This is a genomic window from Agromyces sp. MMS24-K17, from assembly GCF_043950245.1.
Classification (GTDB): Bacteria; Actinomycetota; Actinomycetes; order Actinomycetales; family Microbacteriaceae; genus Agromyces.
Genome location: NZ_CP171640.1, coordinates 2681148 through 2699899, shown reverse-complemented (window position 1 = coordinate 2699899; position 18752 = coordinate 2681148). Strand labels below are relative to the sequence as shown.

At 73.4% G+C, this 18752-nt stretch carries 14 protein-coding genes and 1 riboswitch; of the genes, 2 read left to right on the top strand and 12 right to left on the bottom strand.

Going from position 1 to position 18752, the window contains the following annotated elements:
• Position 1: 1 nt before the first annotated feature.
• The 11 genes from ACGGZK_RS12280 to ACGGZK_RS12230 all read right to left on the bottom strand — a co-directional run bounded on the left by ACGGZK_RS12280 (position 2) and on the right by ACGGZK_RS12230 (position 13480).
• Complete coding sequence (locus tag ACGGZK_RS12280) at positions 2 to 634, bottom strand: ECF transporter S component (RefSeq protein WP_395242936.1); 633 nt, start codon at positions 632 to 634, stop codon at positions 2 to 4.
• Positions 635 to 672: 38 nt separating this feature from the next.
• A riboswitch (TPP riboswitch) is annotated at positions 673 to 783 on the bottom strand.
• A 44-nt stretch (positions 784 to 827) separates the two neighbouring features.
• Positions 828 to 1211, bottom strand: coding sequence for a hypothetical protein (locus ACGGZK_RS12275; protein WP_395242935.1), 384 nt, complete (start codon positions 1209 to 1211; stop codon positions 828 to 830).
• Between the two features lie 62 nt (positions 1212 to 1273).
• Complete coding sequence (locus tag ACGGZK_RS12270) at positions 1274 to 2533, bottom strand: DNA polymerase IV (RefSeq protein WP_395242934.1); 1260 nt, start codon at positions 2531 to 2533, stop codon at positions 1274 to 1276.
• 9 nt (positions 2534 to 2542) lie between these two features.
• The gene (locus ACGGZK_RS12265) at positions 2543 to 2881 is read right to left on the bottom strand and encodes a hypothetical protein (protein WP_395242933.1); all 339 of its coding nucleotides are present in this window, start codon (positions 2879 to 2881) and stop codon (positions 2543 to 2545) included.
• Positions 2882 to 3323: 442 nt separating this feature from the next.
• Positions 3324 to 4841, bottom strand: coding sequence for an Asp-tRNA(Asn)/Glu-tRNA(Gln) amidotransferase subunit GatB (gene gatB / locus ACGGZK_RS12260; RefSeq protein WP_395242932.1), 1518 nt, complete (start codon positions 4839 to 4841; stop codon positions 3324 to 3326).
• Entirely contained in the window at positions 4841 to 6382 is a 1542-nt protein-coding gene (gene gatA, locus ACGGZK_RS12255; RefSeq protein ID WP_395242931.1) for an Asp-tRNA(Asn)/Glu-tRNA(Gln) amidotransferase subunit GatA, read from the bottom strand. The genes gatB and gatA overlap by 1 nt, the downstream gene beginning before the upstream one ends.
• On the bottom strand, positions 6379 to 6681 hold the full coding sequence (gene gatC / locus ACGGZK_RS12250; protein ID WP_395242930.1) for an Asp-tRNA(Asn)/Glu-tRNA(Gln) amidotransferase subunit GatC: 303 nt from the start codon (positions 6679 to 6681) through the stop codon (positions 6379 to 6381). Before gatC ends, gatA begins: the two co-directional genes overlap by 4 nt.
• A 69-nt stretch (positions 6682 to 6750) precedes the next feature.
• Positions 6751 to 8544, bottom strand: coding sequence for an alkaline phosphatase family protein (locus ACGGZK_RS12245; RefSeq protein ID WP_395242929.1), 1794 nt, complete (start codon positions 8542 to 8544; stop codon positions 6751 to 6753).
• Positions 8545 to 8602: 58 nt separating this feature from the next.
• On the bottom strand, positions 8603 to 10972 hold the full coding sequence (gene ligA / locus ACGGZK_RS12240) for an NAD-dependent DNA ligase LigA (RefSeq protein WP_395242928.1): 2370 nt from the start codon (positions 10970 to 10972) through the stop codon (positions 8603 to 8605).
• 74 nt (positions 10973 to 11046) lie between these two features.
• Positions 11047 to 12207, bottom strand: coding sequence for a tRNA 2-thiouridine(34) synthase MnmA (gene mnmA, locus ACGGZK_RS12235; RefSeq protein WP_395242927.1), 1161 nt, complete (start codon positions 12205 to 12207; stop codon positions 11047 to 11049).
• Between the two features lie 46 nt (positions 12208 to 12253).
• Positions 12254 to 13480 carry a cysteine desulfurase family protein gene (locus ACGGZK_RS12230; protein WP_395242926.1) on the bottom strand — a complete coding sequence of 409 codons (1227 nt, stop codon included), beginning with the start codon at positions 13478 to 13480 and terminating at the stop codon, positions 12254 to 12256.
• Positions 13481 to 13557: 77 nt separating this feature from the next.
• On the opposite strand from ACGGZK_RS12230, the gene glgX reads away from it, so the two are divergent.
• Entirely contained in the window at positions 13558 to 15627 is a 2070-nt protein-coding gene (gene glgX / locus ACGGZK_RS12225; protein WP_395242925.1) for a glycogen debranching protein GlgX, read from the top strand.
• The gene (ybaK, locus tag ACGGZK_RS12220; protein ID WP_395242924.1) at positions 15627 to 16133 is read left to right on the top strand and encodes a Cys-tRNA(Pro) deacylase; all 507 of its coding nucleotides are present in this window, start codon (positions 15627 to 15629) and stop codon (positions 16131 to 16133) included. The genes glgX and ybaK overlap by 1 nt, the downstream gene beginning before the upstream one ends.
• Positions 16134 to 16187: 54 nt before the next feature.
• Here ybaK and glgP read toward each other — a convergent pair whose 3' ends face one another.
• Positions 16188 to 18743 carry an alpha-glucan family phosphorylase gene (gene glgP, locus ACGGZK_RS12215; RefSeq protein ID WP_395242923.1) on the bottom strand — a complete coding sequence of 852 codons (2556 nt, stop codon included), beginning with the start codon at positions 18741 to 18743 and terminating at the stop codon, positions 16188 to 16190.
• Between the last annotated feature and the right edge of the window lie 9 nt (positions 18744 to 18752).

Below are 18752 nucleotides of genomic sequence, written 5' to 3'. Positions count from 1 at the left end.
GTCAGACCCGCTTGGCGACGGCCTGCCCGGAGGCGAAGCGGCTGAGTGCGCCGGTCGCCGCGAGGCCCCGGACGATCAGCCAGCCCAGGAGCCCGGCGAGCACCGCGCCGGAGACGACCACGGTCGTGAAGTAGAGGGCGAGGAACTCGGCCGACTTCTGGAGGTTGGCGGAGAGGAACAGCTCGAGCGTCCACGCGCCGACGCCGGCGCCCGCCCCCGCGAGCATGGCGACGAGCACGCCGAAGTGCCGGTACGCGAACAGCGCGAACACGAGTTCGGCGCCGAGGCCCTGCGCGAGGCCCGAGTAGACGGTCTCGATGCCCCACTGGTTCCCGACGATCGCCGAGACGATCGCCGCGAGCACCTCGACGTAGATCGCGGCACCCGGCTTGCGGATGATCAGCCCGCCGAGCACGCCGCCGATCAGCCAGATGCCGACGGCGATGCCGCCCAGCCCGGGCGTGAGGGCGTCGGCCGCGGAGAACCAGGCGTAGCCGATGTTGTTCCAGATGAGGAACAGGAGGCCGGTCGCGACGCCGATGACGCTGGCGACGACGATGTCGACGACCCGCCAGCGGAAGCGGTCGGTGCCCGGCGTGGTGGAACGGTCGGAACCGGTGATGGTTGCGTGCACTGTTCGTGCCCTTTCATTCGAAGGAAAGCGGCACGGGATATGAGATGCGTTGCCCTCCCTGCGCTGGCATGATCCAGATCAGGTTCGACGGTCGAAGGTTGGAGAACCTTCCTCTCAGCCCGGCTCACCGGACTCCCGTGTTCGGGGTCGAGTATACGCCGGGTGGAGGGTGCGGTCGGTACTTCGGGCGCGTTCAGTGCTTGAGGGCGCGGATGACCCACTTCAGCGACTTGCCGAGCACCCACACGAACGGGGTGGCGACAAGCACGAGCCCGATCAGGTTCGGCTCGAACCGGACGTCGCCGCCGCGGCCGACGTAGGCGCCGAGCGGGATCGAGACCCCGCCGCCCCCACCGCCGGAGCCCTCGCCGTGACCGGTGCCGTGGCCCTCGGCGGTGCCCTCGCGAGCGCCGCCGCCCAGGTCGCCCTCGCCGCTGCCGCTGCCGCCGCCGAACCCGTAGTAGCCGAGCGCGACGGGCACGATCGTGGCTCCGCCCACGTCGACGGGCTCGCCGTAGGAGGTGCGGACGCCGACGCCGGCGACCTTGTCTGCGAGGTCGAGCACGAGATCAGTCATGTCGCAAGGCTAGCGACGGATGCCCCGGCCCGACACCCCCGCGGGGCCGGTGGGCGGCCCGATCAGTCGGGCTTCGGCGTCGTGCGCCCGGTCCACTCGACCCGCTCGGCGTCGGTGCGCACGAGCGCCGCGGGCCGGATCGCGCCGCGCCCGAACCTGGCCGTGACCTCGTCGATGGTGCGCTCGGCGTCGCGCCAGTCCTCGTCCGGGTCCCAGAGCGCCGCGGCGACCGCGCCGCCCGGGCGGAGCTGCTCGGCGCGGACGCCGATCAGGCGCACCCGCTCGCCGTCGCCGATCAGCCCCTCGAGCACGGCGGCGGCCTCGTCGTAAATGCGCCGGGCCACGTCGGTCGGCTCGGCGAGCGTGCGCGACCTCGTGACGGTGCGGAAGTCGCCGTAGCGCAGCTTCAGCGACACGGTGCGGGCGACGAGCCCGGCCCGGCGCAGGCGGACGCCGACGTCGGTCGACAGCCGCAGCAGCTCCCGTCGCACGTCTGCCGGCTCGACGAGGTCGTGCTCGAACGTCGACTCGTGGCCGATGCTCTTCTCCTCGCGGCCGGTGACGACCCGACGCGGATCCTCGCCCATCGCGAGGCTCGACAAGCGAGCCGTGAGGGCGGGGCCGATGGCGCGCTCCAGCGCATCGCGGGGCATCGCGGCCACGTCGCCGACGGTGCGCAGGCCCAGGCGGGTGAGCGACTCCTCGGTGACCCGCCCCACGCCCCAGAGCGCGGAGATCGGCAGCGGGTGGAGGAACGCGACGGTGTCGGCCGCCGGCACCACGAGCAGGCCGTCGGGCTTCGACCGGCCGGAGGCGACCTTCGCCACGAACTTCGTCGCGGCGATGCCGACCGAGCAGGTCAGGCCGGTCTCGCGCCGGACGCGCTCGCGGATCGTCCGGCCGATCTCGGCGGGGCTGCCGTGCAGGCGCCGGGCGCCGGCCACGTCGAGGAACGCCTCGTCGATCGAGAGCTTCTCGACCTTCGGCGTGATCGACTCGAAGATCTCCATGACGCGCTTCGAGTACTCGGCGTAGCGGGCGTAGTCGCCGCGCAGCACGACCGCGTTCGGGCACTGCCGCAGGGCGACCGACATCGGCATCGCCGAGTTCACGCCGTACCGGCGGGCCTCGTAGCTCGCCGCCGACACCACGCCGCGCCCGGCCGTGCCGCCGACGAGCACGGGCTTGCCGCGGAGGTCGGGTCGTCGGAGCAGCTCGACGGAGACGAAGAACGCGTCCATGTCGACGTGCAGGATCGGGGTCGCCGAATCGTCGACCGGGCCCGTGGTCACCTGGCGCGACGAGCCGTCCTGCTTGCTCACGACTCGACGCTACCGCGACCCGCCGACAGCGCCTGCCGAGTCAGAACCCGAAGTCGCCCCCGCCGAAGTCTCCGCCGCCGAAGTCTCCCCGCCGTCGCCGCCCCAGCCGTCGCCGGCCGCGTCGACCGAGCCGGCATCCGTCCCGGCGTCGCCGCCGACGTCACCGCCGGCGGTCCCGAAGTCGCCGCCGATCGGCGGCAGGAACGCGTCGGCGATCGCCGAGCCGATGACCACGCCGGCGACCGTCCCGAGCAGCGAACCGCCGAACATCGTGCCGAACGACGGGCCCGCCTGGGCGCCGGCCGGCCGGCCGGGTCCGGCGCCGGCATTCGCGAACGCGCGCTCCATGCTGCCCGGCTGGCGGAGCTCCTGCCTGGTGGCCGCACGTGCGAGCGCTGCCGGCTGGTCGGAGACCAGGCGCTCCCCGGCGGGGCCTGCTCCGCGAGCGCACGGAACACCTGCTCGCGCTGGGCCGGCGACAGCTTGGCGAACGCCTCCGCATGCACCTGCTCGATGGCCTCCGGCGGCGCGGTGCGGAGCAGGTAGCGGTACCGCTCGATCGCCAGTTCGTCCTCGCTCAGCTGACGCGCCGGCGGCACCGGCTGAGCGGGTCGCGCGGCACGGTCGTCGGGAGCGCCGAACAGTCGGTCCAGGAAGCCCATGGTGTCCTCGTCCTTCATCGGGTGGGGAGCCATACGCTATCGACGCCAGCCTCGAACGCGCTGTGAGTCGCCGGGCTCGAGACGACGATGGCCGGATCCCGCGGGACCCGGCCATCGTCTCCGAGCGATCAGGCCTGCGCGGCCCGCTCCAGCACGAGCTCGCGCACGCGCGCGGCATCCGCCTTGCCCTGCATCGCCTTCATGACCGCGCCGATCACGGCGCCGGCGGCCTGCACCTTGCCGTCGCGGATCTTCTCCAGCACGTCGGGCTGGGCGGCGAGGGCCTGGTCGATCGCGGCGATCAGCGCGCCGTCGTCGGAGACGACCGCGAGGCCGCGGGCGTCGACGATCTCCTGCGGCGAGCCCTCGCCGGCCACGACGCCCTCGAGCACCTGCCGGGCGAGCCGGTCGGTGAGGGTGCCCGCGTCGACGAGCGCCGCCAGCTCGGCGACGTGCTCGGGCGAGGCCAGCGCCGAGGCATCCGTCTCCTGCTGGTTCGCGAGGCGCGTCAGCTCACCGGTCCACCACTTCCGCGCCGCAGCGGGCGAGGCGCCCGCGGCGATCGTCGCGGCGACCTCGTTCAGCAGGCCGCCGTTCACGACGTCCTGGAACTCGAGGTCGGTGAACCCCCAGTCGCCCTTCAGGCGGCGACGACGTGCGGCGGGCGGCTCGGGCAGCGCGGCGCGCAGCTCCGCGACCAGTTCGCGCGACGGCACGACGGGCAGCAGGTCGGGCTCCGGGAAGTACCGGTAGTCGTCGGCGTCGGACTTCGGACGGCCGGCGCTCGTCGTGCCGGTGTCCTCGTGCCAGTGGCGCGTCTCCTGCGTGATGGTGCCGCCCTTGGCGAGGATCGCCGCCTGGCGCTGGATCTCGTAGCGCACGGCGCGCTCGATCGAGCGGAACGAGTTCACGTTCTTCGTCTCGGTGCGGGTGCCGAGCTTCGCCTCGCCGCGCGGGCGGAGCGACACGTTGGCGTCGCAGCGGAGGTTGCCGCGCTCCATGCGCGCCTCCGAGATGCCGAGCGAGAGCGCGATGTCGCGGATCGTCGACACGTAGGCGCGCGCGAGCGCGGGGGCATCCGCCTCGGCGCCGAAGATCGGCTTGGTGACGATCTCGACGAGCGGCACGCCGGCACGGTTGTAGTCGACGAGCGAGTACTCGGCGCCCTGGATGCGGCCGGTGGCGCCGCCGACGTGGGTCAGCTTGCCGGCGTCCTCCTCCATGTGGGCGCGCTCGATCGGGATCTGGAAGGTGCGGCCGTCCTCGAGCTCGACCTCGACCGAGCCCTCGAAGGCGATCGGCTCGTCGTACTGCGAGATCTGGTAGTTCTTCGCCAGGTCGGGGTAGAAGTAGTTCTTCCGCGCGAACCGGCTCGACTCGGCGATCGAGCAGCCGAGCGCGAGGCCCAGCGAGATCGACGAGCGCACGGCCTCGCCGTTCACGACCGGGAGCGACCCCGGCAGGCCCAGGCACACCGGCGAGACGAGCGTATTCGGCTCGGCGCCGTGGAACTCGCTGTTCGCCGGGTTCGGCGCGGGCGAGAACATCTTCGTGCGGGTGTTCAGCTCGACGTGCACCTCGAGCCCGATGACCGGCTCGAACAGCTCGAGCGCGCGGTCGTAGTCCATCAGTTCGGCGCGGGCCATCAGACGGCACCTTCCTCGCTCGCGAGCATCTCATGGCTGGACAGGTCGGGCGCCCGGTCGAGCAGGCGACCGCCCCACTCGGCGACGAGCAGCTGCTCGAGCGCACCGCCGACGTTGTACAGGCGGGCGTCCTCGCGCGCCGGCGCGAGGAACTGGATGCCGACCGGCAGCCCGTCCTCGGGCGCGAGCCCGACCGGCAGCGAGATGCCCGGCACGCCGGCCAGGTTCGCCGGGATGGTGGCGACGTCGTTGAGGTACATCGACAGCGGGTCGTCGAGCTTCTCGCCGATCTTGAACGCCGTGGTCGGCGCAGTCGGCGTGGCGAGCACGTCGACCTGCCCGAACGCGGCGTCGAAGTCGCGCTGCACGAGCGTGCGCACCTTCTGGGCGCTGCCGTAGTAGGCGTCGTAGTAGCCGGCCGACAGCGCGTAGGTGCCCAGGATGATGCGGCGCTTCACCTCGGGGCCGAAGCCGGCCTCGCGGGTCGCGGCCATGACCTGCTCGACCGTGCCGCCGCCCTCGGGCGTGACGCGGAGGCCGAAGCGCACCGAGTCGAACTTCGCCAGGTTGCTGGAGGCCTCGGCGGGCAGGATCAGGTAGTACGCGGCGATCGCGTGCTCGAAGTTCGGCGCGCTGACCTCGACGATCTCGGCGCCGTTGCGGGCGAGCAGGTCGAGCGCCTCGTGGTACCGCTGGCGGACGCCGGGCTGGAAGCCCTCGCCGTCGAGTTCCTTCACGACGCCGATGCGCAGGCCCGAGACATCCGCGTTGCGCACGGCCTCGGCCATCGACGGCCACGCGTCGGGGATCGACGTCGAGTCGTGTGGGTCGTGACCGGCGATGATGTCCTGCAGCAGCGCCGCGTCGCGCACGGTGCGGGTGACCGGGCCGATCTGGTCGAGGCTCGAGGCCAGCGCGATCGAGCCGTAGCGGCTCACCGCCCCGTAGGTCGGCTTCACGCCGACGGTGCCGGTGACGTGCGCGGGCTGGCGGATGCTGCCGCCCGTGTCGCTGCCGAGCGCGAGCGGCGCCTCGAAGGCGGCGACGGCCGCGGCCGAACCGCCGCCGGAACCGCCGGGGATGCGCTCGAGGTCCCACGGGTTGAAGGTGGGGCCGTACGCGGAGTGCTCGGTCGACGAGCCCATCGCGAACTCGTCCATGTTCGTCTTGCCGAGCGGGATCAGGCCCGCCTCGCGGACCTTGCGCACCGGGGTCGCGTCGTACGGGGGCACCCAGCCCTCGAGGATGCGCGAACCCGCCGTCGAGGGCATGCCCTCGGTGACGAGCACGTCCTTGATCGCGATCGGCACGCCGGCGAGCGACCCGAGGGCCTCGCCCTCGGCGCGGCGGCGGTCGACGTCGGCGGCCGCGGCGAGCGCGCGCTCGCCCGCGACGTGGAGGAACGCGTGCACCGCGCCGTCGACGGCCTCGATGCGGTCGAGGTGCGCACGGGTCGCCTCGACGGACGAGACGTCGCCCGCTGCGAGCTTCGCGGCGAGGTCGGCGGCGTCCAGGCGGGTCAGCTCGTCGCCGTGGCTCACTGCTCCTCCCCCAGGATCGCGGAGACGACGAAGCGCGAGCCGTCGGTCTCGGGCGCACCCGAGACGGCCTGCTCGGCGGTCAACACCGTGTCGCCGACGACGTCGTCGCGGAAGACGTTCTGCATCGGGATCGGGTGGCTCGTCGGCGGGATGTCGGGCGTCGCGACGCGGCTCACCTGCTCGACCGCGTGCATGATCTGGCCGAGTTCGGTCGTGAGGTGCGCGATCTCTTCCTCGGTGAGCGCGATGCGGGCGAGGTTCGCGAGATGCGCGACCTGCTCCGCACTGATTTCGGACATGCTGCTCCGTCGTGTCGTGATGGGGATGCGTCAATCCTATCGACGGCATCCGCCGCACCCTATCGGCGATCAGCCGTCGACGCCGAACAGCCCGTCGCCGTGCCGGTGGAGCACCTCGTACGCGTCGGCGTACGTCTCGGGCTCGTGCTCGCCCGGCTTCCCGTACTTCGCGATGAGCAGGCCGAGGAGCCCCTTGGCCGGCGGGCTCAGCGGCTTGTCCCGGTGCGCGTGCGCCGGGTGCGGCGCGGTCGCCTCCGGGTTCGGCGGCACGTACGCGGGCGACGTCACCGGCCACGACGACGGATGCCTCGGCTTCGCCAGGTTCACCGCGCCGAACAGGTCGTTGGCGCCCTCGTCGCGGCGGGTGAGGGGCTTCAGGCCGTGCAGGCGGCTCAGGGTCGCGATGACGGCGCCGTGGTGCATCTCGTCGTGCACGATGGTGCCGGCCTGCGTGTACGCCGAGACGACGATCGCGGGCACCCTGCACCCGAGCCGGTCGAACGTGAACCCCATCTCCCCCGGCTTCGCCCCGTCGTGCGGCGGCACGGCGGCGGGCGGCGGCACGTGGTCGTACGTTCCGCCGTGCTCGTCGAAGGTGACGAGCAGCAGGGTGTTCACCGCGTTCGACCCGGTGGGGCTCTTCGACGTGCGGATCGCCTCGTACACCCGGTGCACGAGGGCTTCCCCGGCCCGCACGTCGCTGAGCGCGCTGTCGATGACGGCCTCGCCGTCGAATTCCGACTCGCGCAGGCGCCCGAACGGCGGGTGGAAGTCGTTGTGGTTGTAGACCATGCGCGGCTCGATGAAGGCGTACGCGGGCAGGTTGCCGGTGCGCACGTCCTCGTCGAACCGGTCCATCGTGGCGAAGTGGTCGGTCTTCCAGTACTTCTCGAGCACCGGGGCGTGCAGGACGCCGGTGAACGACACGAGCTGGAGCTCGTCGAAGTACACGCGCCACGTGACGCCGGCGTCCTCGAGCCGGTTGAAGACGGTCGGCGCGGCGGGCGCGTCGAGCCACTTGTCGTACCCGCCGTCGTGCTTGTTCGTCACGAACCCGTGCGAGGTGGACGCGTGGAAGAACGACCGGTTGCAGAACGTCTGCGAGGGCACGGCGCAGTGCCAGGCGTCGTAGACCGCGAAGTGCTTCGCGAGCGTCGAGAGGACGGGCAGCATCTCCGGGGAGAACGAGCCCATGATCTGCCGCGCCTCGTCGGCCGTCGGCGGGGTGCCCTGCTTGAGCCGCTCCCAGTTCACGTAGTAGTCGGCCACGAACCCGTCCATCGTCGGCTCCTGGCCCTTCGCGGGCGCGTTGTACGGCTCGCTCATGTCCTCGACGTACAGGTCGGCGTTGGTCTCGGGGTCGATGCGGTTGAAGAGCTGGGTGTTGACGTGCGGGTACTCCTCGCCCGGGTCGGGATCGGGGCGGCCCATGATCTCGTCGGTGGCGCCGTCGTAGACGTGCGCGTCGATGCGGGTGCCGTCGGGCGCGGGGTTCCAGTAGTCGCCGAAGGCGAGGCCGTCGTACGTCTGGCCGTCGGGCAGGCCGTCGGCGGCGTACAGCCAGCCGAGCAGGTTGTCGAACGAGCGGTTCTCGCCCATGAGCACGACGAGGTGGTCGAAGCCGGGCTCGCTGCGGGGCTGCAGGTCGGCGAAGTCGTCGGCGCCGCGGTCGAAGCCGGCTCGGTAGCCGGCCGCGGCTCCGGCGGCTGCGCCCGCCGCGCCGCCGACGACGGCACCGGCCGCGGCCACCCCGCCGTAGCGCAGGAAGTCGCGTCGGGTCGAGCGAGGGCGATCGGATGCCTCGCTCGCGCCGCTCGCCGCGTCGCGCTCGGTGCCGCCGTCGACTCCCCCGGTCCCCGCCATCCCCCTATTGTGCGGGCGGAGTCCGGTTCGGGCCAGATGCGGCGCGGCGCCGCGCCGGTCAGCCGTCGAGCGCCGCGGGCCCCTCGGTCACGAGCACGCGGAACTGCGCGGCGTCGAGGACGCGGATGCCGAGCTCCTCGGCCTTCGCGAGCTTCGACCCTGCCCCCGGCCCGGCGGCCACGAAGTCGGTCTTCTTGGAGACGCTCGATGCGGCCTTGCCGCCCGCGGCGATGATCGCCTCCTGCGCGCCCTCGCGCGTGAACCCGTCGAGGCTGCCGGTCGCGACGACGGTCAGGCCCGCGAGCACGCCGCCGGCGTCGGCGGCCGCTCCGGGGCCGGGATGCCCCGGCGTCGACCACTGCACGCCGGCCGCGGCCCACCGCTCGACGATCTCGCGATGCCAGTCCTCCTCGAACCAGTCGATGACCGCGTCGGCGATGATGCCGCCGACGCCCTCGACCTCGGCGAGCTCGTCGCGGCTCGCGGCGCGGATCGCGTCGAGCGACCCGAACCAGTCGGCGAGCGCCCGGGCGGCGACCGGGCCGACGTGGCGGATGTTGAGCGACACGATGAGCCGCCACAGCGGCTTCGTCTTCGCCTTCTCGAGTTCGACGAGCAGCTTCTCGGCGGCGCCTGACGGGAGGAGTTCGCGGTGGCTCTTGCGGATGCCCAGGCGCCGGCGCTCGGCGGCATCGAGGCCCTCCGCTTCCGGGGGGTAGGTCGCGGGACCCCACTTCTGGAACGGCGCCCGGCGCACGGGCTCGCCCGTCTCCTCGTCGACCTTCGGTTCGCCGGTCTCGGCGTCGCGGACGACCACCTCGATCGGCACGAGCTCCTCGAGCGTGAGGTCGAACAACCGGGCCTCGGTGCGCAGCGGCGGTTCGGCCGGGACGAACGGCTGCGTGAGGGCCGCGGCCGTGACCTCGCCGAGCGCCTCGATGTCGAGTCCGCCGCGCGAGCCGATGTGCTCGACGCGCCCGCGCACCTGCGCGGGACACGAGCGCGCGTTCGGGCAGCGGAGGTCGATGTCGCCCTCCTTCATCGGACGCAGCGCCGTGCCGCACTCGGGGCACGCCTCCGGCATCTGCCATTCGCGCTCGCTGCCGTCTCGAAGCTGCTCGACCGCGCCGAGGATCTCGGGGATCACGTCGCCTGCCTTGCGCAGCACGACCGTGTCGCCGATGAGCACGCCCTTCGCCTTCACGACCTCCTGGTTGTGCAGCGTGGCCTGGCGCACGGTCGAGCCGGCGACCTTCACGGGCGCCATGATCGCGAACGGGGTCGCGCGCCCGGTGCGCCCGACGCCCACGGCGATGTCGAGGAGCTTGGTGTGCACCTCCTCGGGCGGGTACTTGTAGGCGATCGCCCAGCGCGGGGCGCGGCTGGTCGCACCCAGCTCGTCGTGCAGGTCGAGCTCGTCGATCTTGACCACGATCCCGTCGATCTCGTGCTCGACGTCGTGCCGGTGCTCGCCCCAGTGCGCGATGAACCCGGCGACGTCGTCGATCGACCCGAACACCCGGGTGTGCGGCGAGACCGGCAGGCCCCAGCTCGCGAGGAGGTCGTAGATGCCCGATTGCGAGTCGACGGGCGGGTTCGGCCAGGCGCCGATGCCGTGCAGGTAGAGGGAGAGCCTGCCCAGCCGCTCGCGCATGAGCTGGAGCTGCTCGGGCGACTTGTTCTCGCGGCGCTGCCGGATGCTGCCTGCCGCGGTGTTCCGCGCATTGGCGAACTCGGGGAAGCGGACGGCGATGTCCTCCTCCGCCTTGCCCCGGGCGCGCTGTTCGTCGGCGTAGGCCGCCTGGAGCTGGTGCTGGCGTTCGTTGAGCGCCTCGAAGTCGGCGGTGCGCAGGAACACCTCGCCGCGCACCTCGAAGAAGGGCGGGAACCCGGAGCCCTCCAGTCGACGCGGGATGACCGGGATGAGCTCGACGTTCTCGGTGATGTCCTCGCCGACCCTGCCGTCGCCTCGGGTGGTCGCGGTCTCGAGGACGCCGTCGCGGTAGGCGAGGCTGATCGCGAGACCGTCGATCTTGAGCTCCGAGAGCCAGCGCACGTCGCGCCCGGCCGCCGCGCGGGCCTTGCCCGCCCACTCGCGGAACTCGTCGACGCTGAACACGTTGTCGAGGCTGAGCATGCGCTCGGCGTGCTCGTGCGGCGGGAAGCCGGCCGAGGCCACGACGGCGCCGACCTGCTGGGTCGGGCTGTCCTGGCCGGCGAGCTCGGGGAAGGCCCGTTCGAGCGCCTCGAGCCGATGGAAGTCGGCGTCGTACTCGGCGTCGGAGTACGGGGAGTCGCCGTCGCCGTAGTAGGCGACCCGCGCCCCCTCGATGCGCTCCGCGAGGCGCGCGGCCTCGGCACGGGCGGCGTCGAAGTCCAGCCCTTCGAACTCGGTCGGGGTTCCGCCGCCGGCGGCCGTCTCGCTCACACGGCCATCCTATGGACGACCGGCGACATGCCGCGGCCGGCCGCGGTGGGCGGGCGGGGTACGCCGGGCCCGTGCTACGCGCCGACCGGCACCGCGCTCACGGTGCGGTCGATCGTGCACTGGCCGAGCACCCGGGTGCCGACGTACACGACCGCGGTCTGACCGGGCGCGACGCCGTCGAGCGGGCGGTCGGGCCGGATGACGAGCTCGGGCTCCCCCGACTCGGCCGAGGACGCAGGCGCGGGCGCGGGCGCGATCCACGCGACCGCGGGTACCGGGTCGGCGTGCGCCCGGATCTGCACCTCGCACGCGAACTCGTCGCCGGGTGCGCCGACGAGCCCCGACGCCACCGGGTCGGCGCCCGCCCACGAGTACCGGGACCCTGCGATGAGGCCGACCGCGAGCGCCTCCTTCGGGCCGACGACGACGGTCCGCTCCTTCGGCCGCACCTCGAGCACGAACCGGGGCTTGCCGTCGGCGGCCGGGGTGCCGAGGCGCAGGCCGCGGCGCTGGCCGACGGTGTACGCGTGCGCGCCGTCGTGGCTGCCGACGACCTCGCCCGACCGGTCGACGATGTCGCCGGGGGCGGTGCCGACCTTCTCGGCGAGCCAGCCCTTCGTGTCGCCGTCGCTGATGAAGCAGATGTCGTACGAGTCGGGCTTCTGGGCGACGCTGAGGCCGCGACGGGCGGCCTCCTCGCGCACGAGCGTCTTCGAGGGCGTGTCGCCGAGCGGGAAGTAGGCGTGGGCGAGCTGCTCGGTCGTGAGCACGCCGAGCACGTACGACTGGTCCTTCGCCTCCGCGCTCGCGCGGTGCAGCTCGAGGCGGCCCGAGGCATCCGGCAGCACCTTCGCGTAGTGCCCGGTGGCGACCGCGTCGAAGCCGAGCGCGAGCGCCTTCTCGAGGAGCGCGGCGAACTTGATGCGCTCGTTGCAGCGCATGCACGGGTTCGGCGTGCGGCCGGCGGCGTACTCGCTGATGAAGTCGTCGACGACGTCGGCCTTGAATCGCTCGGAGAAGTCCCACACGTAGTACGGGATGCCGAGCACGTTCGCGGCGCGCTGGGCGTCCATCGAGTCCTCGATGGTGCAGCAGCCGCGGCTGCCGGTGCGGAGCGTGCCGGGCATGCGGCTGAGCGCGAGGTGGACGCCGACGACGTCGTGCCCCGCCTCGACGGCGCGCGCCGCCGCGACGGCGCTGTCGACGCCGCCGCTCATCGCTGCCAGGACTCGCATGCTCCCAGCCTACGTCGCGCCCCTGAACGGATGCCCCGCGCCGCCCTCAGCGGTCGAAGCTGGTCGCCCGGGCGGCGAGTCCGGCCCGCGACGCCCGCTCGACCGCGGCCGGCAGCGCCGCGAGGAACGCGTCGACGTCGGCGTCGGTCGAATCGTGCCCGAGGGTGATCCGCAGGGCCCCACGCGCCTCGACCTCGTCGCGTCCCATCGCCATCAGCACGTGCGACGGCTCCGGCACGCCCGCCTGGCACGCCGAGCCCGTGGAGACGTGGACGCCCGAGGCATCCAGCAGGAACAGCAGCGAGTCGCCCTCGCAGCCGGCGAACGCGAAGTGGGCGTTGCCGGGCAGCCTGCCGGCCGGGTCCGGGTCGCCCGACAGCGTCGCGTTCGGGGCGATCCGCGCGACCCCGTCGACCAGGCGGTCGCGGAGCGCGGCGAGCCGCGCGGCGTCGGCCTCGCGCGCCGCCGCGGCCGACTGCGCGGCGGCCGCGAACGCCGCCGCGGCGGCGACGTCCTGCGTGCCCGAGCGGATGCGACGCTGCTGGCCGCCGCCGTGCAGCAGCGGCTCGACCGTCGCGGAGCGGTCGAGCACCAGCGCGCCGATGCCCGCAGGTCCGCCGATCTTGTGCGCCGACACGCTGAGCGCGACGAGACCGGCGCCGGGCGGGGCATCCGTCTCGAGCCGGATCGACCGGAAGCGGACCGGGAGCTGCCCGTAGGCCGCGATCGCGTCCACGTGCAGGGGCACCCCCGCCCGCGCGGCGAGCGCGGCGACCTCGGCGACCGGCTGGATCGTGCCGACCTCGTTGTTCACCTGCAGCATCGTGACGAGCGCCACCGCGTCGCCGTGGCGCTCGAGGGCCTCGGCGAGCGCGTCGACGCGCCCCCGGCCGACCCGGTCGAGCGGGACCTCCACGACCTCGGCGCCCTCGTGCGCGGCGAGCCACTCGACGGTGTCGACGGTGGCGTGGTGCTCGCCGCCGGGCACGACGATGCAGGGGCGCGCCCGCCGGCCGCCGTCTTGCCGCTGCCACCAGAGTCCCTTGATCGCGAGGTTGACGGCCTCGGTGCCGCTGCCGGTGAAGACGACCTCGATCGGGTCGGCGTCGAGGGTCGCCGCGACGCGTTCGCGGGACTCCTCGAGGAGGCGCTTGGCGCGCTGGCCGGCCGAGTGGATCGACGCCGGGTTGCCCGGCTCGGCGAGCGCGGCGGTGAAGGCGGCGATCGCCTCGGGTCGCATCGACGTGGTCGCCGCGTGGTCGAGGTAGGCCATGCTCCCCTCCTCCCGCGCTTCCTGGGTCGGGGCCGCGCGGGCCGGTCGGCGAACGCGCACGAACTACTGTAGTTCGCATGCCCGCGCCCGATCCCCTCCGCGACCTCGGCGTCCGACCCGGTCCCGACGGCGGCACGGTTCGCGTCTGGAGCGCGCACGCCGAGTCGGTGGAGCTCGAGGTGTTCGCGGCCGACGACCTCGGCTGGGCGGTCGAGCGGGTCGACCTGCGCCGCGACGAGCACGGCGTGTGGGAGGGCTCGGCGGCGTCGCTGGTGCCCGGCGCCCGGTACGGCCTCCGCGTCGACGGCCCGGTCGGCCCGGAGCACGCGTTCAACCCCGCGCAGACGCTGCTCGACCCGTACGCCCGCGGCATCGCGTCGGCCGGGGTGCGCTCGTGGCGCGGGGTGGCGCTCGGGTCGCTCGAGTCGGAGGGCTTCGACTGGGGCGGCATCGGCCGTCCCGGCACCGGCCGCGACCACACCGTCGTCTACGAGGCGCACGTGCGCGGCTTCAGCCGGGCGAACCCGGCGATCCCGGCGAAGCTCCGCGGGACGTACGCCGGACTGGCGCACGACGCGTCGCTCGAGTACCTGACCTCCCTCGGGGTCACCGCGGTCGAGTTGCTGCCGGTGCAGGCGTTCGCCAGCGAGGACCGCCTGGTGCGGCAGGGCAAGGTCAACTACTGGGGCTACAACACCCTCGCGTTCTTCGCGCCGCACGCGGCGTACGCGTCGCCGGCGGCGCAGGCCGCCGGTCCCGCGGCGGTGCGGCGGGAGTTCGCCGGCATGGTGAAGCGCCTCCACGAGGCGGGCCTCGAGGTGATCCTCGACGTCGTGTACAACCACACCGCCGAGGAGGGCCGCGAGGGGCCGACGTACTCGTTCCGTGGGCTCGACAACGCGAGCTACTACCGCCAGGACGCGCACGGCCGCTACGTCGACACCACCGGGTGCGGGAACTCGCTCGACTTCGGCCGGGACGCGCCCGTGCGGATGGTGCTCGACTCCATGCGGTACTGGGCCGAGGAACTCCGGGTCGACGGCTTCCGCCTCGACCTCGCCGCGACGCTCGGTCGCGACGAGCACGACGCGTTCACGCCCGACCACCCGCTGCTGCGCGGCATGCTCGACGACCCGGTGCTCTCGCAGTCGAAGCTCATCGCCGAGCCGTGGGACGTCGGCCCCGGCGGCTGGCAGACCGGCAACTTCCCGGCCGGCTTCAGCGAGTGGAACGACCGGTACCGCGACCGCATGCGCGACTTCTGGCTCGGCGACCTCCGCCGTGAGCGCGACACGGGGTCGGCGGGCAGCGGCATCGGCCGGTTCGCGACGCGCCTGGCCGGGTCGTCGAACACGTTCGCCGCGTCCCGCGGGCCGTTGGCCAGCCTCAACTTCATCACCGCGCACGACGGGTTCACGCTCGCCGACCTCGTCGCCTACGACGTGAAGCACAACCTCGGCAACGGCGAGGACAACCGCGACGGCACCGACGGCAACAACTCGTACAACCACGGCGCCGAGGGGCCGACCGACGACCCCGCCATCCTCACGGCGCGCCGGCGGAGCATCCGGAACCTGCTCGGCACGCTGCTGCTGTCGGCCGGCGTCCCGATGATCACCGCCGGCGACGAGGTGGGGCGTACCCAGCGCGGCAACAACAACGCCTACTGCCACGACAGCGAGCTCACCTGGCTCGACTGGGCGCGCGGTCCCGAGCAGGAGGCGCTCCTCGGCACGGTGCGGCGCCTCATCCGGCTGCGCGCGGAGAACCCGGCCCTGCGCCCGGTGCGATACGGCGTGTTCGGCGAGACGACGCCGAGCGCGAACCAGGTCGACTGGTACAACGCCGACGGCGAGACGATGACGATCGACGACTGGAACTCGCCCGCGGAGCGGACGCTCCAGTACCTCGCGGCATCGACGCCCGAGTACGAGGCGTTCAACCGGATCCTCCTCGTGGTGCACGCGCTCGAGCAGGAGACCGAGGTCGTGCTGCCCGAGCACGACGGCGTCACGCACTACACGCTGCTGTGGGACTCGGCGAGCGGGTCGCCCGACGTCGTCGCCGAGGACGCCGACCCCGGCGACAAGGTCGAGGTGTCGGCGCTCTCGATCCAGCTGTACCGGGCCGAGGGGCCGCAGGCCTGATGGCCAGGCGTCCCGACGCCGGCGCGTCCGCCGCCGGCACGCCCGCGACCGTCGCCCTGGCCGCGGCGGGCATCGCCTTCGCGGCGCACGCGTACGAGCACGACCCGCGGGCGGCGTCGTTCGGCCTGGAGGCGACGGAGAAGCTCGGCATCGAGCCCGAGCGGGTCTTCAAGACGCTCGTCGCGGTCGTCGACGACGGCCTCGCCGTCGGGGTGGTGCCGGTCGCGATGCAGCTCGACCTGAAGGCGCTGGCCGCAGCGGTCGGCGGCAAGCGCGCCGAGATGGCCGACCCGGCGGTCGCCGCGCGCCGCACCGGCTACGTCGTGGGCGGCATCAGCCCGATCGGGCAGAAGACGCCGCTGCCGATCGTCGTCGACGAGTCCGCCATCCTGTGCGAGACGGTCCTGGTGTCGGGCGGGCGCCGCGGCCTCGACCTGGAGCTCGCGCCCGACGACCTCGTCGCGATCACCGGCGGCGCGTACGCGCCGATCGCCCGGGCCCGCTGAGCCGCGCCCGGCCCGCCCGGCGAGCGCCCGGCGAGCGGCCGAGCCGCGCCCGGCTCACCCGGCGAGCGCGACCAGCCCCAGCTCGGCGGCGCTCAGCAGCAGCGGATGCCTCGGGATGACGCGCACCGTGTACCCGAACTCGCCCGCCCGGTCGAGCACGACCTCGCCCTCGTACGCCTTCGGCCCCGACTCCGCGGCCGCGGTCGGCCGCAGTTCGGCGTGCTCGACGGCGTCGATCGTGTCGTCGGCGCGGCCGCGCCCGTACACGACCTCGACCGTGACGTCGTCGGTCGAGAGCGAGCCGAGCTCGACGTACGCGCGCAGCCGCAGCCGGTCGCCGACGTGCGGGTTCTCGATGCCGCCGGACTCGACGTGCACGACGTGCACCGACGGCCACGCCGCCCGCGTCCGTGCGCCGAACGCCGACAGCTCACGGGCGCCCTTCGCGTCGTCCGCCCCGACCGCCTGCGCGTGGCGCCACGCGTGCCGGTACAGCCGGTCGACGTACTCCCGCACCATCCGGTCGGCACCGAGCTCGGGTCCGAGGGTCGCGAGGGTGCGGCGGAGCATCCGCACCCAGTCGACGGGCACGTCGTCGGCGTCGCGCTCGTAGAAGCGCGTCGCGATGCGGTGCTCGAGGAGGTCGTACAGCGCGGCGGCCTCGATCGCGTCGCGCTCGCCGGCATCGCCGGCCGCGTCGGCCGACGGGATGACCCAGCCGTAGTCGTCCTCGGCGTACTCGGCCCACCAGCCGTCGAGGATCGACAGGTTGAGGGCGCCGTTCAGCGCGGCCTTCATGCCCGACGTGCCGCACGCCTCGAGCGGCCGCAGCGGGTTGTTGAGCCAGATGTCGCAGCCCGGGTAGAGGATCGACGCCATGCCCATGTCGTAGTCGGGGAGGAACACGATGCGGTCGCGCACCTCGGGCTGCTGGGCGAAGCGCACGAGCTCCTGGATGAGGCGCTTGCCGTCGTCGTCGGCCGGGTGCGACTTGCCGGCGACGACGAACTGCACGGGGCGGTCGGGGTCGGTGAGGATCGCCTTCAGCCGCTCCGGGTCCTGCAGCATGAGCGTGAGCCGCTTGTAGGTCGGGACGCGCCGCGCGAACCCGACCGTGAGCACGTCGGGATCGAGCACCCGGTCGATCCACTCCGGCGCGGTGGCGCCCGAGTGCTGCTCCGACCACGAGGCCGCGAGCCGGCGGCGGGCGTCCTCGACGAGCTGGAGACGCATGCGCCGCTTCACCGACCACAGGTCGGCGTCGTCGAGGGCGGGGCTCAGCCACTCCGCGTGCTCGGTGTCGTCGGTGCCGAACGCGTGCTCGGCGAGCGAGATGAGGCCCGGGTCGGTCCAGGTCGGCGCGTGCACGCCGTTCGTCACCGACGTGATCGGCACCTCGGCGGCGTCGAAGCCCGGCCAGAGGTCGCCGAACATGCGCCGGCTGACCTCGCCGTGGAGCTTCGAGACGCCGTTGGCGTGCTGGGCGAGCCGAAGGCCCATGACCGCCATGTTGAAGGCGCTGGTCGCGGCATCCGCCCCGGGCTCGACGCCGAGGGCGAGCGCATCGGCCGGGTTCACGCCCGGCAGCAGCATCGGCGTGAGGTACCGCTCGACGAGCGACCGGTCGAACCGGTCGATGCCGGCCGGCACGGGCGTGTGGGTCGTGAACACCGTGTCGGCGCGCACGAGCTGGAGCGCCTCGGGGAAGGTGAACCCCTCGCCGATCAGCGCCGAGATGCGCTCGAGGCCGAGGAACCCGGCGTGGCCCTCGTTCATGTGGAAGACACCCGGCTCGGGGGCGCCGCCGACCTCGGCCCAGGCGCGGAGCGCCCGCACCCCGCCGACGCCGAGCAGCAGCTCCTGCAGCAGCCGGTGCTCGCCCCCGCCGCCGTAGAGGCGGTCGGTGACGGTGCGCAGCTCGTCGTCGTTCGCGGGGATGTCGGTGTCGAGCAGCAGCAGGTCGACCCGGCCCACCCGCGCCCGCCAGATGCGCGCCGACAGCGCCCGGTCGCCGGGCAGGGCGAGCACGATCGTGACGGGCGTGCCGTCGGGACGACGCACCACCGACAGCGGCAGGCCGTCGGGGTCGTGCACCGGATACCGCTCCTGCTGCCAGCCGTCGGCCGAGAGGGACTGCGAGAAGTACCCCGCCCGGTAGAACAGCCCGACGCCGATGATCGGCACGCCGAGGTCGCTCGCCGCCTTCAGGTGGTCGCCGGCGAGGATCCCGAGCCCGCCCGAGTACTGCGGCAGCGCCTCGGTGATGCCGAACTCCGGCGAGAAGTACGCGATCGCCGCCGGGGCGTCGTCGCCGAGCCCCTGGTACCAGCGCGGCTCCTCCAGGTACGCGCGGAGCCCGGCGCGCTCGCGCTCAGCCCACGCCACGTAGCCGGCGTCCCCGGCGAGCGCCTCCAGCCGGGCCGGATCCACCTCGCCGAGGAAGGCGACCGGGTCGCGCCCCGTCGCCGCCCACACCTCGGGATCGACATGCTCGAACAGCCGCCTGGTGGGCTCGTGCCACGACCACCGGAGGTTGCCCGCCAGCTCCTCGAGCGCCGACAGCGGGGCGGGGACGACTGCGCGGACCGTGAACTTTCGGATCGGCTTCACGGCTCCACC